This window comes from Bradyrhizobium centrolobii, from assembly GCF_001641635.1.
Classification (GTDB): Bacteria; Pseudomonadota; Alphaproteobacteria; order Rhizobiales; family Xanthobacteraceae; genus Bradyrhizobium; species Bradyrhizobium centrolobii.
The window spans coordinates 1-16779 of the sequence record NZ_LUUB01000034.1; the positions used below are offsets into that span (position 1 = coordinate 1).

The 16779-nt window shown below is 56.4% G+C and carries 10 protein-coding genes; 3 read left to right on the forward strand and 7 right to left on the reverse strand.

The window, feature by feature from the left end; all coding sequences use genetic code 11:
* Positions 1 to 3167: heparin lyase I family protein (locus AYJ54_RS06940; RefSeq protein ID WP_136623504.1), on the reverse strand; the 3167-nt coding region annotated here is incomplete at its 3' end.
* A gap of 796 nt (positions 3168 to 3963) precedes the next feature.
* Between AYJ54_RS06940 and AYJ54_RS06945 the strand changes: the two genes are divergently transcribed.
* A complete protein-coding gene (locus AYJ54_RS06945) occupies positions 3964 to 5421 on the forward strand; it encodes a UbiA family prenyltransferase (protein WP_063697722.1) in 1458 nt (485 codons plus the stop codon).
* A gap of 14 nt (positions 5422 to 5435) precedes the next feature.
* Positions 5436 to 5834, forward strand: coding sequence for a GtrA family protein (locus AYJ54_RS06950; protein WP_063697725.1), 399 nt, complete (start codon positions 5436 to 5438; stop codon positions 5832 to 5834).
* 27 nt (positions 5835 to 5861) lie between these two features.
* On the opposite strand, the gene AYJ54_RS06955 is transcribed toward AYJ54_RS06950, so the two are convergent.
* The 3 genes from AYJ54_RS06955 to AYJ54_RS06965 all read right to left on the reverse strand — a co-directional run bounded on the left by AYJ54_RS06955 (position 5862) and on the right by AYJ54_RS06965 (position 9634).
* The gene (locus AYJ54_RS06955; RefSeq protein WP_136623505.1) at positions 5862 to 7184 is read right to left on the reverse strand and encodes a glycosyltransferase family protein; all 1323 of its coding nucleotides are present in this window, start codon (positions 7182 to 7184) and stop codon (positions 5862 to 5864) included.
* A gap of 97 nt (positions 7185 to 7281) precedes the next feature.
* The gene (locus AYJ54_RS06960) at positions 7282 to 8082 is read right to left on the reverse strand and encodes a class I SAM-dependent methyltransferase (protein WP_082905520.1); all 801 of its coding nucleotides are present in this window, start codon (positions 8080 to 8082) and stop codon (positions 7282 to 7284) included.
* A 193-nt stretch (positions 8083 to 8275) separates the two neighbouring features.
* Entirely contained in the window at positions 8276 to 9634 is a 1359-nt protein-coding gene (locus tag AYJ54_RS06965) for a hypothetical protein (protein ID WP_136623506.1), read from the reverse strand.
* 268 nt (positions 9635 to 9902) lie between these two features.
* Between AYJ54_RS06965 and AYJ54_RS06970 the strand changes: the two genes are divergently transcribed.
* On the forward strand, positions 9903 to 12146 hold the full coding sequence (locus AYJ54_RS06970; RefSeq protein WP_063697734.1) for a polysaccharide biosynthesis tyrosine autokinase: 2244 nt from the start codon (positions 9903 to 9905) through the stop codon (positions 12144 to 12146).
* 496 nt (positions 12147 to 12642) lie between these two features.
* Here AYJ54_RS06970 and AYJ54_RS06975 read toward each other — a convergent pair whose 3' ends face one another.
* The 3 genes from AYJ54_RS06975 to AYJ54_RS06985 form a co-directional block, all read right to left on the reverse strand.
* On the reverse strand, positions 12643 to 13923 hold the full coding sequence (locus tag AYJ54_RS06975; RefSeq protein WP_063697737.1) for a lipopolysaccharide biosynthesis protein: 1281 nt from the start codon (positions 13921 to 13923) through the stop codon (positions 12643 to 12645).
* A gap of 259 nt (positions 13924 to 14182) precedes the next feature.
* Positions 14183 to 14920: a TIGR04325 family methyltransferase gene (locus AYJ54_RS06980; RefSeq protein ID WP_063697739.1), complete on the reverse strand. Its 738-nt coding sequence runs from the start codon at positions 14918 to 14920 to the stop codon at positions 14183 to 14185.
* A 407-nt stretch (positions 14921 to 15327) separates the two neighbouring features.
* Positions 15328 to 16755: an alpha/beta hydrolase family protein gene (locus tag AYJ54_RS06985; protein ID WP_063697742.1), complete on the reverse strand. Its 1428-nt coding sequence runs from the start codon at positions 16753 to 16755 to the stop codon at positions 15328 to 15330.
* Positions 16756 to 16779: the final 24 nt, after the last annotated feature.

A 16779-nucleotide genomic window follows, 5' to 3' on the forward strand; every position in this document is an offset into this window, starting at 1 on the left:
GCCAGGTCGGAGGTGTTCTGGCCGGCTGCCACCGTGTAGCTGAAAGTCAGGGCGCTGGTGCCCGAGCCGCCGGTATAGGTTGCCGTGCCGCCGTTGTTCAGTGCCAGCGTCGGCGTGCCGCCGGCCACCGTCACTGCCTCACTCAGGTTCACCGTCAGCGTCACCACGCTGCCGACACCAATGGTGCCGTTCCCCGAGGTGATCCCGGTGCCCGAGGCCGCCACCGACGATACCGTCGGCGCCGTGGTGTCGATCTGCAGCGTGCCGGACGGGTTGGTCACCGCGCCGGCCAGGTTGGCGGCATTACCGGCACTGTCCTTCACCGTCGCCGCGTTCAGGTTGACCGCCGTGACCGCCAGGTCGGAGGTGTTCTGGCCGGCCGCCACCGTGTAGCTGAAGATCAGGGCATTGGTGCCCGAGCCGCCGGTATAGGTCGCTGTGCCGCCGTCGTTCAGCGTCAGCGTCGGCGTGCCGCCAGCCACCGTCACCGCAGAACTCAGGTTCACCGTCAGCGTCACCACGTCGCCGGCATTCAGATTGCCATTCCCCGAGGTGATCCCGCTGCCCGAGGCCGCCACCGACGATACCGTCGGCGTCGTGGTGTCGATCTGCAACGTCCCAGAGGGGTTGGTCACCACGCCGGCCAGGTTGGCAGCGTTGCCGGCGCTGTCCTTCACCGTCGCCGCGTTCAGGTTGACCGCCGTCACCGCCAGGTCGGAGGTGTTCTGGCCGGCTGCCACCGTGTAGCTGAAAGTCAGGGCGCTGGTGCCCGAGCCGCCCGCATAGGTCGCCGTACCGCCGTCGTTCAGCGTGAGCGTCGGCGTGCCGCCGGCCACCGTCACCGCCTCGCTCAGGTTCACCGTCAGCGTCACCACGCTACCGACACCAATGGTGCCGTTCCCCGAGGTAATCCCGGTGCCCGAGGCCGCCACCGACGATACTGTCGGCGCGGTCGTATCGACGGGGGACGTAACCGTTCCGACAGTAATCGAATCCGGCACGGAACCAGCGCTGGTACCCGTCGCATTCGTTACCTTGGCGGAGAAATTATGGACACCGTTCGGCAAGGCAGTTGTCGTAAACGACCATGTGTTGTCGCTATTTATCGTGGCCGTACCGATTTGCGTCGTGCCGTCGAAAATGGTGACTTTGGTGATCGAGTAGCCAGCCGTCACTGAGCCATAGAGAGTAACAACGTTTCCGACCAAGGCGTTGCCCGTAATGGCCGGAGAAGGAGGCAGGTTTGAATTGTTTCCGAACCCAACTCCATTTTCGCTGCCAATCGCGCTGATATCTCCGAGCGAATTAACGTCGTAAGCCTGGATGCTATTCCAAGTATTGCCGGCGAATGTGGGGGTGGTAAAGGACCAGTGACCGGTGCTGTCGACCGGCGCGTTTCCCAAGACGGTGCCGTAGGGCGTCGAAAAATAAACGGTCGTATTTGCGCCCGCCGTCCCCGTGAATGTAAAGGTCCCGTTGCCATTGTCCACGGGGTCCCCGAAAACCGGCGTCTTGACCGGCTGCGTGTCGATAATGACCCCGGGAAATTGGACGGCCGCACCGGTCAGAATCGCCGCGTTTCCGCTGCTATCCGTGATCGATGCGCCGTTCGGCAGGTTAGCGCCGCTGATCGCAAGTCCCTTAGCGATGCTGTCGTTCGCTCCAACAGTGTACGTGAAGGTCAGGGAATTGGTGCCGGATCCGCCGCTATAGACCGCCGTGCCACCATCATTCAGCGTCAACGTCGGAGTTCCCGTCACCGATACCGCCGAGCTCATCTTCAGCGTGAACGTGATGGCGCTTCCGGTCACGGTCTCCCCGGTTGGAGCGGATGTTGTGACCTTCGTGATAATCGGACCCGTAAACGCGGCGATCGTCGCACTTGCCGCGGTGGATGCCGCTCCAACATTCCCGGCACCGTCGGTTGCGGTTGCGGTAAGGCTATGACCGCCCACCGACAGCGCATTGGTTTCATAAAACCATGAGCCGCTGGATGATGTAGTCACCGTACCAAGCTTGGTTGTGCCATCATAAATCGAGATGATGCTGTTCGCCTGAGCCGTGCCATTCAGCATGACCTGATTGCCGTTCACCACGTTTCCGAGGATGAGCGGCGCACCGGGCTTCGACGTGATGACCGTGTTCGCGTAGTCTACTGTGATGGTCTGATTGCTGGACCAGCCCTCGTAAACCCCCTCTTTCCAATAGACGCCGCCGCCATATCCGATCGCACCGTGATAGTCGACGACCTGCTGACCGTTGATCCAGACCTCCAGGAATCCGCTCGAATTGTTCTGGAAGTTGACTTCGACATGGACGTCAATGGGTTGACCGCGAACGATCGGCGTCTGAGAAACCCACAGATAGCCGTTCAGGGGATCGCCCGGCAGTGTCGCAGCGGTCCACTGGGTTTGGCCAGGAAGGGCATAGAATGCCTGGATGGCAAGATAGTCGCCCTCGCCATATCCATTCGCGCCCGTCAGGTGGAACGCGAACGGCGGACTGCCACCTTGTATTGATTGGTACGTCGGATCATTGTCGTCCCCGTGGAACTGCCCGAGAATTTGCCAAGCCAGGTTATTGCTCGTGTCATTGAACCCCGGCTGAACCGTAAATTGATAGGATAGATCTATCGTCGAAGTCGCGGAAAAGACCGTGCCACCGCTGATTTCGCTACGATGACTGTCATTGTCCGCCCAGACATCGTTGGGGCGCACCTCAAATCGAAGCGTGTGGCTGTCGAGCTGTGTGATTGCCCAGGGCGCGTTGCCGTTAATGTTGGCGTTTTCGACATAATACGGCATGCCGCCGACTGAGATGGGAGCCGACCACTGGTCGGTCAGCGGCGAGAAATTGGCTATTTCTCCCGCGATCGTTTGCACCAGAGCCGAGGACGCCGCACTCGTGACGCCGGCGACTGTTGCGGTTGCCGTGAAACTGTGAGTCCCATCCGTCAGTGAAGACGTCGCATAAGACCAGACGCCGGCGCTGTTAGCCGTTGCCGTGCCGAGCACGGTGCTGCCGTCATAGACGGTAATCGTACTGTTGGGTGTGGCCGTGCCGACCAGCGTAAGCTCATCGGAATAGCTCGCACCAGGATCCGTGTCGAAGGCAATATTATCCGGAGAGGCCGTCAAAATGACGGGCGGATTAGTCTGCGCAACCATTTAGATAGTCCCCTTGAATGGCCAGCAACTGCGATGATGCGATCGAAATACTGGTTCAAACTAAGGAACACCTATAAAGATCGGGCTTTTTATAATCGTAGAGTTTGAAGAAACTTTCGCGCCATTTAATTGGACGCGCCATTTAATTTTATTAATTTGCATCCACTGAATTATTCGAGCGTTACTCGACCCAAAGCGCGCAAATGCCCCAATTTTGATTGGATTCCGCAAACGTCGCCCCCTTTAAGTCAATCGCCCAGTGACAGCAGTTTCAATGCCCCGTGCGCACTCTACCTTGCGCCTCAACGCAACAAAATATGGTTAATTACCCATTGAGGCATCGCTAGGAACCGGGATTGTTCAAAGTGTGACACTTTTGGGCTCATTTTCATCACAGGCCGTATCCGGTTACCCCATTATTTGCCTTGCGGTATCGAGCAGCCTCAATTCCCCCGGGTTGGCGGGCTGCCGAGATTCGGCAATTGAATGCGGAAGTTGGCTCATTGAGAATCAACTGCCGGAGCGCCTGGGAGTAAAAGAGACTGCCACGCTCGGTTTAATCGGGTATTGGCGACCCCATTCCTTCAATCATACGCCGGCTTCGGTTAAATCGCCGGGGATGCCCCTGTGGAGCCGCAACTTGCAACTGCCTCCTCCAGGATATCGCAATCAGTTTACTTTGCCGCGTTTACGAAACATCTGCGGCGGACTCGTTTATCCCAGCGGTTCGGTCTAGATTTGGAAGCTGCTATTTCAGATCATTTGCATTGCGTTGTTTTATGAAGGTTCAGATACGATGTTGACGACTGCGCCGAATCCAACCAAGGCCGCTTCCCGCATCCCCGCTAGACCTTTGGTGGTCGACCTCGACGGCACCCTGGTGAGATCAGACCTTCTCATCGAGACAGGATTTTCCGAATTTGGAAGGAACCCCCGGTCACTTCTAGGTCTCTGCACTGCTCTTCTGCAAGGCAAAGCCGCGCTAAAGCACCAACTGGCCGAGTCGGCCGCGTTCGATCCGGCGACCCTCCCCTATGACGAGGCTGTACTGGCACGAATCGAGGGCGCACGAGATGAGGGACGCCCGGTTTACCTCGCGTCCGCAAGCAACGAACGCTTGGTGAAAGCGGTCGCAGATCACCTCGGCCTCTTTTCCGGCTGGTTCGCGTCGAACCAGACGGTAAACTTGGCCGCGAACGCAAAGGCAGAACGCCTCGTTATGGAATTCGAGGAGCGCGGTTACGATTATATCGGAAACGACAGAGCAGATCTTCCGGTCTGGGCCAAGGCTGCCGAAGCGATTGCAATTCGAGCTCCCGCTTCGGTGAGACGGATCCTTGCGCAGCGTGGTGAAGGGGTCGAGCATCTGCCGGCTGAGCGGCCGACCTTGCGCACGTGGGCGAAGTTGCTACGCGTGCACCAATACGCCAAGAACGTCTTGATCTTCGTTCCTCTGTTTTTAGCTCACAAATTTTCGCCTGGCGTGATCACAGAGGCTTTCCTTGCTTTCGTCGCCTTCTCTCTGTGTGCGTCAAGCGTTTATGTCCTGAACGATCTTGCCGATTTGCAGGCAGATCGGCGGCATCCAACGAAGCGGAATCGTCCCCTGGCGAGCGGCGCGATTTCTCCCTCGGAAGGGGTCTTAGCCATTCCGATACTGTTGCTGTCATCCGCGCTGGTTGGAACGTTCGTGTCGCTACAGTTCTTGGCTGTCCTGCTCGGCTACTTTGCGCTGACAACGGCATACTCGTTCGTCCTCAAGCGAAAGATGCTGGTCGACGTGATTGCGTTGGCAATGCTCTATGTCGTCCGCCTCGTGGCCGGCGCAGTGGCTGTCCAGGTCACGTTTTCGGAGTGGCTCCTGGCATTCTCGATGTTTTTCTTCATGGCACTGGCGTTAATCAAGCGGTACGTCGAGCTGGCCGTACGGACCGATTCGGGCTTGCCCGAGCCGGAGAACCGCAATTACAAGCTCGCTGATCTCGATGTTGTCGCGGGCCTCGCCGCAGCCGCCGGATTCAATGCGATCACGGTCTTCGCGCTCTATATTTCGTCCGATGCGGTCCATTCGCTATATCGACGTCCAGAATTGCTTTGGCTCATTTGCCCGGTGCTGCTGTATTGGATTAGCCGAGCCCTGATGATGGCCCATCGACGGCACATGGACGACGACCCGATCGCATTCGCGCTGCGCGACAAGAACAGCATCGTGGCAGGCCTGATTGTCGGGGCACTTCTTTTTGCCGCCATTTGACAGCATCACGAGAAATGACAGTCGCTACGCGATATGTGTTGTTTGCGATCCTGTCGACGCTTGCCAACGTTGCTGTGCAGGAGCTCGTCATTCGAGCGTGGGCGTCTGGAACGGCCCTCACAGCATCGATGCTCGCTGGAACCGCAGCAGGCTTTGCGATCAAATACGTTCTGGACAAGCGCTGGATATTCGACGACCAGTACGCCTCATCCGCTACGGAGCTGAAGAAGATCCTCCTTTACGGGACTTCCGGCGTGGCTACCACCGCCTTGTTTTGGGCAACTGAACTATCATTCTGGCATATGTGGCAATCCGACGCTGCGAAGTTCGGCGGCGCAATCTTGGGCCTGGCAGCCGGCTATGCCGCGAAATACGCGCTGGACAAGATCTTCGTATTTCGAAAGCCGGAATAATCCGACCCGAAGATCGTACCCTCGCGATTACGTCTGCACCTTGGTTCCGAGAAGGCCATAGGCGGCCAGAATGGCGAGCAGCGGCTCCACACCGGATCGAAGATTCCACCTTACGAGGCCCGCAGCAAACCCCGACAAGAGCGTGGTCACTATCACTATCAGCACGATCCAAATCCACGTGGGCGTCCTGCGGCCTGCGCGAAAGACCGTCACACCGGCCCTGCCAACCCCGAAAAGTAAGGTCGCGTGGATGGCCGCCCAGACCGCAAACAGCGCCACCAGCGCACCGTTCCGCCTCAGTAGTTCGGCAATAACGCCGGTCATCCCGAGTTGATCTCTCGTTTTGAGCCACGAAAAGCCGTCTGGCGTTTCACCCAAACCCAAATAGTAACCGAAGAGGTGATTGGCGCCCGGGTTCAGGACCAAATTGAACGCGTCGGTATAAAGTGTATTCAGAAGTGCCAGCGGATGAGCAGCGGCCAATTCGATGAACGGCAACAATCCAAGACGTCCCGTGGTGTCCAGCGGCAGCGACAGAATGCGATCAGCGCGAAGAGCCAAATTCGTCTGAAGATCCGCATTCGACGGACCAAGGCCGAAGTCTCCTACCAGGAGCAATCTCAACATCATCCATGAAATAGGAAAAATACCATAAGCCAGCAGAGCGGCTATCACTGAAGCCCTCCGCGCTTTCGGAATCGAGGCTGCGATGTATGCGGCCAATGCCAACGGGACGAGAAGCCCCTGAGGACGGACGGAAGATGCTAGTCCCAAGCTAGCGAAACCGAGATAAAGATATGCATAGGACGATCGGATAACCGCCAAGCAAATACAGACCGTGCCGGTCACCAGAAACGCCGCAAACCAGGTTTCGGTTACCAACAGATGTGGGTTCAACAGCCCCCCGGGCATCACGATGATGAGCGCAGCCGTCGCAGCGCCGGTCTTCACGCTACCGGATGCGCGCGCGACAAAGCGATAGACTAAGATAAGAGTGAACAACCCGAGGGCAATTTGACAGAGAATGACGAGTTGGCGACCGCCAACCGCGTACAGGGCTGCGTGCTGCAGAAAATCCCCCGGAACGCCCGAATTTAGAGCTACGCTCAAAATTGTCGACGGACCTGCCCCTAGAAGTTGATTGACATGATCGAGACGATCAATCGCTCGATCTCCTCGAATGAAGGCGGCTGGACTAGCCATGTCAAACAGGAGGAGGAAGGCGTGGATAATGATAAAAGAAAGACACAGCAGTGCCCCAATGCGAATGATCGCGCTCTCGAATTCATACGAGCCTTCATGCGCATGCGGTTGCCTGCCTGAGACAAACATGTGGGTACGTTCTGACACGGTCTCAACTCAATTCCTGCTTAAACGCCTCTTCCGAGCCGATTCCATAAACGTTCAGCTGCGCTGCTTGAGGATCTGAACGGCCGCAGCAACTATCTTATGCCCGCTTTTGAATAAGCACGATGATATCCGTCTTGGGCCAAGCCAGAGTTTGATATGCTGACAGCACCCTGAACATCCAACGACTTTCGAAGTGATACCGCGGAGCAGAATTCACGCCATAGGAGCAATCGAGCCATTTCGATACCGGGAAGTGCCTTCTCAGTGCGCCAAATGAATTCAACTTATAAGCGGTTGGAAATTTATCCTGCGCCTCGAACTGTGGCTTGATCCACCTCAGCGCCATACGCTGGAGCCCTTCGGGGAGCAGTCCAGCCGCGATCCCAACATAGCTCCAGCGGTGGGGCGTGCGCGCACAGATCCAGCCACCAGGTTTCAGAACTCTAAGAAAGTCGGCGGCTAGCTGCGAGGGATCCTGAACGTGCTCGAAGACCCAATGTGCGACGATCAAATCAATCGACTCGTCCGCCAAGGGGAGCGACTCATCAACCCGGACAACGTACTTTTCGTCTAGGAAAGGATGCTCGAGAACACCATCATCGGGGTCCACTCCTATGACCTTCCGGACTTTGCCTTGCAGCTTGGCAAGGCGCTCCCTCAGTTCCCACTTTCCGCTCAGAAAAACCGCCCCCCGGCCCGCGCCGAAATCAAGCACGGTCATGCCCGGCTGCAGCAACGCATTTGCCCGAAGAAAGAAATCGATTTCACCATCATCCCTGATGATGCCACCGGCGACGACCTCCGGACGAACATCCGCCATGATCGACGGCTTACGACGGTGAGCACGGGCCCCCTCCTCACGCTTCTCGTCTGCCGTGGGCTCTACTACGGTGCTCATGATAGTCGCGCCCCCAAATGCAACGAAAAGCCGCTGCTGGAAGAGCTTTCAGGGCTTGATACACTGCCGAGACTGCTCACGGCCACACCGCAAGCCGTGTCGGCCTTCCGAAGCACGGCAATCCGTCGAATCATCACGAACTCCTTCGATGGTAAGCTACGCAAAGCTTGAGCAACGGTCCGACTGCTTGAAGTCAGTCAACTCGACGATATTCGACCGGTGACTTTCGAGAAAATGAAATGGACGAAATCAATTGCGTCTGCTGGATCACCAGCCCAACGGCGATCGACGTCAGCACCGTGCTCAGGCATTTCGTCATGAAATTGCTTTCGGTGATATTAAGGATGAGGGTCACTGACCAAATCGCGAATGGGAAGATGTTAGTACGCGTCTGCTCGGCAGGATTCGCGATCACCAAACGGATCCCACCCCACAAGATCGCAACGAACGTCCCAAAAATTAGAGGAGAGAACACGTAGCCGAACTCAAGAAATTTATCGACGTAACCGTTGTCGACACTCCACTCCGACATTTCTGCCGCGATCCTGGCGCCGAAGCCCCCGCCAAATAAGCTGTAACCAGAGCTATAGAAATTCCGCAGAATGATCGGCCAGAACTCGGCTCGACCGGAGAGATCCGTAGACTTCCCGAGAGTCCCTACAATTAAATAATCGAGGATACCGAGTTTGAACGCAGCACCCAGGACACCGATAGCAATCGCGAATTTGACGAACATCGGCTGGCGCAGCGGAACTGGCAGACGGGCAACGAAATACGCCATTGACAAAAAAGCGGGCGCAATCGCGGCGGCGATTATTCCAGTGGCTGATTGCGTACCCACCAAGCATGCGCCACTGCAAGCTAGAAAGAACGCCCATACTGGCGCCGGAAAGATCGAAGTTCGATAGTACAACAGAAGCCCGAGCGTCACTCCGGAAAAGTAACCGAGGCCTTGCTTGTGGCTGAACACTCCTCGCCACAAGCCTGCGTGAACGGTTTGGTACGGGTCAGTCAGTTGGTGGACGGCTGTCTCTGGAAACAAGAAGACCCACAGGATGCTCAATAGACATCCCACCGCCATGGTCCTGACAACGAATCTGATGGATTGAAAGCCCGGTAGCTGTCCGACGATGATCAAGCCGAGCAGCGCCGTCGTCATGTAGGTATTGGCGGCCTGAATTGTGCCAACGCGATTGTACGACCAGAGCGCAGACGCGAACGCAGCTATGACCGGGACCCAGACCGGCCAAGATTGAGAGATAAGCGCTCTTGTGTGTCGGGACACAAGAATGGTCGCGAATACGAACAGCTCCGAACCAATCGTTATCATTTGAAGTAGGGGCGAGCCGACCCAGCGGCCGGTCGCATCCATGGCCAGTTGAATGGTGAACGCCGGAAAATAGAAAATAACCAAAATGCCAAGCAATAATCGTACCGGAATCGGCGCCGCTTGTGCGGCGGCCTGCATTAGACCGGGACCTTTACCAGGGCTTGACGGCGAGAATATCCGGTCGGCGATAATGTCCATCTGACGCGTTAACAATTCAGGCATTATGACTTTCCCGAAACCCCTTGGTTCCAACCGCCAAATCTCGGAGTGTCGCCCCGCTCTCGGTAGGGACCAAACTTATGCAGCTTTAGGCCGCACCGCACTCGAATTCAATCACTCACCAAAATTGCTACTGTATTTCAATATCTTAACTTTAACCGAAGTATCCAATCTTTAATCGCGCACGGTCCGGGTTCCCAATGGAAGAAGGCCGGCAAGCGTGCTAGATTTAAATCTATATCGGCCATGCAGCAATTAATCTGGATTTTTTATGCTTCACGTAAGCAAAGGTCATCAGCTTTCTTCATTCGAACCGGAAACGACCAATTTATCTTCAGGTTCAGGCTCACCGGCCCAATACATCCAGATGGTGCTCGGATTTCTGCGCCGTCAGGCTTGGGTGCTTGGTCTCGCAGGGCTATTGGCCACGAGCTCAGCTGGCCTCTATATTCTCCTCGGAACTCCATCCTACAAGGCCACCGCCACTGTAGGCATCGACACGGCCAAGTTCCAGCTGTTTCAGCCCGCCGGCGAGTTGATCATCGACTCATCATCGGCAGTTGAAAGCCAACTCGAGATCCTGAAGTCCGAAAAACTAGCGCTCGAGGTCATCAAGCAGCTTCATCTGACGGACAACATTCCGCCTCCGCACGGCGGACTGTTTGGATCGTCGAAGCCGCTAACCGAATTTGAGTATACCCGGCAACTGGTCGCCGTCCTTCAGAAGCATCTCACCGTCAAGCGTCTCGGAATCGCATGGATCATCGAGATCAATTACGAAAGCCGCGATCCCGAACAAGCGGCGCGGTTCGCCAATGCGTTTGCAGACGCGTATATCGCGGATCAGCTGGATTCAAAGTACCAGGCAACGCGGCAAGCAAGCACCTGGCTGGAGGGCCGTGTCAAGGAAACGCGAGAGCAGACCTTAGCTGCTCAACGCGCCGTTGTTGAGTTCAAGGTCAAGAACAACATTGTCGACACCGGCGGGCGGCTAATGAGCGAGCAACAGCTCGCCGAGCTCAATGGCCAGTTGTTGACCGCCCGCGGACAGACATCTGAGGCGAAAGCGCGGCTCGATCGCGTAAACGCAGTGGTTCAATCCGCTCTCTCCGCCGATAATTCCAATGCGTTGGTCACCGATGTCCCCATCAACGACACCATCGCGAAGTTGCGAGCCCAGCTGCTCGACCTCACCACCAAGGAGAGGGAATGGTCGGCTAAATTTGGAAGTGATCACCTCGCAGTGATCAATCTGCACAACCAGGCGAGGCAGGTTCGCTCTGCCATGATTGACGAGCTTCGCCGGGTCGGTGAGGCCTTCAAGAGCGACTACGATCTCGCCGTCCGCAAGGAAAAGGGTCTCGAGACCGAGGTGGCTCAGGCAGTTTCGCAATCAGAATCGTCCAACCGCAATCAGGTCAAATTGCGCGAGCTCGAGAGTGCGGCAACGAGCACGAAGGAGCTGTATGACAATCTGAACAAGCGATATCTGGAATCAGTTGAGCAAAAGTCCTTTCCGGTCACGGAGGCGAGGGTTATCACCCGCGCGGCCCCTGCCCTGGATCGCGAGTACAAAACCACGCTGAAGATCGTCGGCGTGATTCTCGGTGTAGTTATATCCCTGGGGTTTGGACTAGCCTTTATTCGCGAGTTTACCGACAACGTGTTCCGCAGTGTTGGCCAAATTGAGCGGCAACTGCACATGGATTGTATTACACCGGTGCCGCTTTGGAAGGAGGAGACCGAGAATAGTCCAGCACGCCCGCTTCCACCGGAGGGAGAACGCTGCCTTGTACGGTCGAAAGGGCCCGCTTGGGCGAGCATTGACGCCCCTCTTTCGAGCCATGCGGAGGCAATGCGCTCTATAAAATTGGCGATAGATCTCAACTGCCCGGTTAAAGGCGCCAAGGTGATTGGCATGACCTCGTCGCTTCCCAGGGAGGGTAAATCCACAGTCGCAGCCTCCCTCGCGCTTACGATAGCGGCTGCCGGGGCAAAGGTTATGCTTCTGGATTTCGATCTTCGAAATCCGGCGCTCACTCGGACATTGGCGTCCAATGCAAAAGTTGGCTTCCTCGACGTTATCTCGGGAAGGACGCCGCTCGCGGATGCCATTTGGTCCGACCAGTCGAAATATCTCTCGTTCTTGCCTACGATCACCAACGGTCTTTTCGTCCAAAGCAACGAGATTATGGGCGCGCAACTTACGAAGATGTTCATCGACAAACTGCGCGATGAGTATGCTTACATCATCGTGGACTTGCCGCCCCTTGCGCCCGTTATCGATGCAAAGGCAACAACTCATCTGATCGACGCATATCTGTTCGTTGTCGAATGGGGCGTCACAAAAATCGACGTTGTCGAGCACGCGCTTGGCAGAGCGCCCGGCATTTCGGAGAATACCCTCGGGGTCGTCCTGAACAAAGTCGACATGGACAGACTTCACAAGTACGACGGCGAGAACCGGACCTACTACGTCAACAAGCACTATTCACAGTATGGCTATACCCACTAGAGAAATCGCCGATCAGGTTGCAGCCTATCCAGCGTCATCGACCTAATTTTTGCTGGCGATTTGCTTGAAGCGCACGGCGATGCGGCGCCGAACCCGTCGACCGATCGCTAGGTAGTTTTGCGCGGTCGGGCGCCGCCTTGTGAGCATCGCCTTGTTGCCATGCGCAGCGGCTCATACTGACCGCCCCAACCCCAGATCGCTCCCCGCCTGCGCGCCGCCGCAACAGCGGTCACAACGCGATCTTGAGGATCTAGCGAAAGCGGTTTGAACATGCCCAGCCAGCCTCCGTTCCAGGCAGATAGCTTGAGTCAACTCCAGCCTGGTTGGGGATCGGCGGTCCTGGCGTTTGAGGCACTTGCAACGTGATGAATGCTTAAACCTTGCGGCCACCCCACCCCGCCGATTGGTGCGGTCAAGCTATGCAAGATGCGACCTCACGCAACGACTGGCCCCGGTCTTGCCGGCCTTCATCCCCTCATGATTGGCCAACAGCGACCTAATACGCTGCCACGTGCCGTTGGCGGCGCGCTGACAGGCTGAGGGCGAGCCACAGCCCTCCACCGCGTGAGACGTCCGAGAAGTAGAGCGCGGCGTAGATGCCGGAAGTGCCATAGGTCGTGCCCAGCAGGACAACCATCATTGCACCGACGGCATTTGTCGCACCACTAACGATCGTCGATATCTTGTGATGCTCGGCGGCGTTAAGGGCGTCGAACGCGAGAAACTGGATGGCGGTCGGAATCACCGTCCATGCGAGAGCTCTAACGACGTCCGATGCCGCTACGAAGGCGTGTCCGAAAACAAATGACATGTAAGGCGCGATCAAGAAGAGGCAGACACTAGTCGCCGCGCTAATCCCGATCGAGTAAGGGAGATACTTTGTTGCAAGCGCCAGGCTGGCAAGTGGCCCGTCCCGGCCGGCAACTGCGAGTTTCCCATAAATGACGCGGTCAAACGCGCCCGGTACAACAAGTGCCGCGCCGATCAATCTCCGGCCCGCGCCATAGACGCCGACGAAATCGGGCGTCGTGATAGCACTCAGTACAAGAACGTCCACGCTGTGCCGAAGCGTGATGAGGAAGCTGGAAAGGGCGAGACTTCCCCCCAACGATACCTCCCGGCGAAGCACGCGCCAGCGCGGAGGCCCAAAACGCCAGATCATGGCAAGACAGATAAGGCCGATGGCTACGTGGATACCCGTCCACCACACAGCCCAGCTTTGCAGCGAGGTTACGCCAAAGAATCCACATGCGACGAGCGCGGCCAGCGCGCGCGCCACCCCAGTTCCACCGTTGACGAGATTGGCGGTTTTGAAATCCCCGCGCGCCAAAAAGATATTTTCGACCAAGTTAAAAAATGAAGGAAATGCCACGTTAACCGGCACCAAAAGTAGCAGAATTTGCAACCAAATCGTCGGGTTACCCCTGTCGATAGTTGGAGCGAAAAGCATGCCCGCGACGACCAACACGGTCAGTACTGCACCTGTGATCAGGATCATGAGTACGGTGTGACCAAGCGCCTCGGCGTATCGCGCAGAGTCGCGGCTGACGATTCGGCGTAACGCTTCGCCTGGACCAAACCCACACCAGGTATTCGCCAGCGCCGTCACAGCACTGATCGTCGTCAATTCGCCGAATTGAGCGGCGCCCAGAGAACGGGCAAGAAGTACAAAAGCTACAGCCTGAGCAACGACACCAACAGCTAGGCTACTGATCGATCCAGCAAAAAGCCGGAGCATTGGTAGCTTTGGTCGGAAGAACTCTGCAATCTGAGACATGCCCAATATTTTCTGGTACCATCAATTTTATCGCGTGACCGTTCATTTGTTCACCGCGATGAAGCCCCGAAACGACGCACAAAATTACAATTAATACGCAGGCTGGCCGGCCCCGGTCAGGCCCGTCCCGGCTCATCAGCCCAAGCTCCGCACCCACTTCCACATTAATCTGTCAGAATTTATCGGGCAACACGGCTTTCGCTTCGGATTGTTTCTAACAAGTCATCCTTCTTCCAAGGCTATCTTGCAAAACAAAGGTCTAGATTGCGCGCAACCTTGCATAGTAACCGCAACTCGCTGAACGCCCCAAATGTGGGTGGGTCTGAATAGTCCGGGACAGGCTCGGAATCGACCACTCGTCTATGACGTCGTAACCGAGCTTTCCAAGGGTCGCAAGAAACTCCGTCCTGTTGCGAATCTGGTAAGGAATTTCCGCACATCCGAAGTTCTCGAGTGTCACGACAGTGGGACCTTCGCGCGTCTGAACCTTGTTTAGAAGCAAGTGGCGCGGTAATGCAGGCAGCTTCTTAAGGAAGACATCAAACGGAACATCGAGATATTGCAGCAAGCCGGACGCGAGCAGAACATCTGGGACCGGAGCGTGCGACAAGTCATCGATGAATGTAGGCCCGCGTAACTTGCCTTCGTCTACGTACTGGCGCCCAACACGGACGATCGCTGGCAAGTCATAGATGATCCAGTTGACCTTCGCATTCAACTCCAAGTACGGGCCGAAAGCCCGGTACTTGGTGCCGAGATGACCACCAGCATCCAGAATTACGTTCGCAGCAGGCGCGAGACGATTTAGCCAGAATAGAACTGGGTAGTCCTCAAGCTTAAATTCTGACATATACTCGAAGGAATGCATGACTACTTCGTCATTGTCATAGCCAACGAGCGCGCCGGGCCGGACAGCCGCGACGGCTTCGCTAAAAGACGCATAAGCTCCTCGGTGCCTCAGGTAAGAGGACCTAAGCAGGGCAAGCAGGTGACCCATCGCCGCTCGAGCAAATAGGACCGGGCGCGCGGAAACAATATGCTGTAGCGTTACGGGTAACTTGGACATGTCGACAATGATTTTTCAACCGTTTCTCAAGCCCGGTCGTCCAGGCGAGAGTAGCAAAGCTGTCCCGCTCCTATTGACGTCGGTATGTTTGAAGATAGCCGGTCCGAGCCAAGGATAGCAGCGTAAGAGCGCGTCATGACGTCGAGAGCGCTTTGCAATGGCGAGATAGGATCCCAATGCGATATCCGACTTTCCTTATGCAGGATATAGATCGTTCTGCGTCTCCGGGGGACTTTTCGCTCTATCTTGGTTAATTCACGTCACTGCTGCCGTTTGGGAACGGCGAACTGAGCTCATCGGTCCGGACCGTCATCTTGCAAGCCATGACTTGCGAGAGGCTACTGCTTACCCTCGGGATCAATGGCCGATTTTTCAAAGCGGATTTCCGCCAAATCGCGGGTCGGCTCCTCCAGCAATGGTTGGAAATCCCCCTTGAGATACGATTCGAAGAACGCAAGTGCATATTGGTCGATGGTCCGAGCAGCCCTGGCGGGATTAATCGCACCGGAACGGCTGAAGAAGTGTAACGGAGACGAGAAGGCGTAGTCTGAAAAATTGAAGTGCTTTGCCGGTTTTATCGTCAGCCAATATCCGCCGAATGTCGAAAATAGTTTCCGCGCCTGCACGAACTGCTCCCAATCCAGTGCCTTCTCGCGTCGTCTTGATGGACTGATCTCTGCAACGCTGTCCGGTGGGCTCGGATCGACCTCGCTCATAAAGAACAACGGGGCGATCGCCCCATGCTTCAGCGATTCACCAGCCATCAGACCGTCCATATTGAGACATGCCTTGAACCTCCGATCGAGCCAACAGGCCTGCGCGGCAACACCTCCTCCAAGCGAGAAGCCGAAGATTCCTACGTGATCTAGGTCTAGGCGATCCGCGAACGGTTCACCTTGATCCGCCACATCGATCTTCTCCAAAGCATTCAGCACAAATCGCGCGTCGTCGGCCCTGGTTCGTATCTCCGTCTCGGCGGTCACCAGGAACCTACTGAATGACTGTTCCGTCGAGTAAAAGTCTTCATCCAGCAACTTGCTCTTGATGATACGGCCATCAGGGAAAACAGTCGCAAATGAGCTGTAAGGGTGGTCGATTCCCACGACGACATAGCCGTGGCTAGCCAGTTGCTCCGCTAGATGGGTGTTCTCGGTTCGCATACCGTTCCAGGAAGGCGCATATAGCAGGAGAGGATAGCGTGTTTGAGAAGCTGCCAGCGTCGCGTCGACGATGGAATGAGTTTTTGCCAATGAGAAGCGCGCGTCCCAAACTGTCGTAGTTGCTCTCTGCTGATATGCGGCCACCCTCCCCTTGAAGGACCGGTCCGCCGGATACCAGATCTGCACCATCAGTTCTCGCGGATTGCTGGGGTTTTCTGGATCTGTTCGACTTCGGTCAACGAAGTGTCGAATGCTGGTCCCGACTAAGTAGGGTCCGGTGGGCGGAAGAAGCTCGAATACGGGAAAGACAGTACTCAGGAGAATTCCAATACCGATGCAGCACAATCCGATCAAACCGACGACGTACTGTGCCTGAACATCCGTCGTCCATTGCGGGGCGACCTCTTGATATATGCTGGCCATAGCCACGAAGTAGATGGGAAGCATCTCCCATCGGGCGCCCTCAAGCATCAGATGCAGCACAATGATCGCAACGCAGAGGAACGGCAGATAGGCCAGCCATGGATAGCCATCGCGATGCGGCGAAAGCTGGCAGGCAAGATAGGCAATCAGGCCAACGGCGGTCGTAAGCTCCAGAATGCGCATCCACCTGTCTCCTCGCCGACCGCG

Coding starts and splice junctions, on each gene's coding strand:
- AYJ54_RS06965 (WP_136623506.1), bottom strand. CDS start 9,634: ATGCCTGAATTGTTAACGCGTCAGATGGACATTATCGCCGACCGGATA.
- AYJ54_RS06985 (WP_063697742.1), bottom strand. CDS start 16,755: ATGCGCATTCTGGAGCTTACGACCGCCGTTGGCCTGATTGCCTATCTT.
- AYJ54_RS06950 (WP_063697725.1), top strand. CDS start 5,436: ATGACAGTCGCTACGCGATATGTGTTGTTTGCGATCCTGTCGACGCTT.
- AYJ54_RS06975 (WP_063697737.1), bottom strand. CDS start 13,923: ATGTCTCAGATTGCAGAGTTCTTCCGACCAAAGCTACCAATGCTCCGG.
- AYJ54_RS06945 (WP_063697722.1), top strand. CDS start 3,964: ATGTTGACGACTGCGCCGAATCCAACCAAGGCCGCTTCCCGCATCCCC.
- AYJ54_RS06960 (WP_082905520.1), bottom strand. CDS start 8,082: ATGAGCACCGTAGTAGAGCCCACGGCAGACGAGAAGCGTGAGGAGGGG.
- AYJ54_RS06970 (WP_063697734.1), top strand. CDS start 9,903: ATGCTTCACGTAAGCAAAGGTCATCAGCTTTCTTCATTCGAACCGGAA.
- AYJ54_RS06980 (WP_063697739.1), bottom strand. CDS start 14,920: ATGGGTCACCTGCTTGCCCTGCTTAGGTCCTCTTACCTGAGGCACCGA.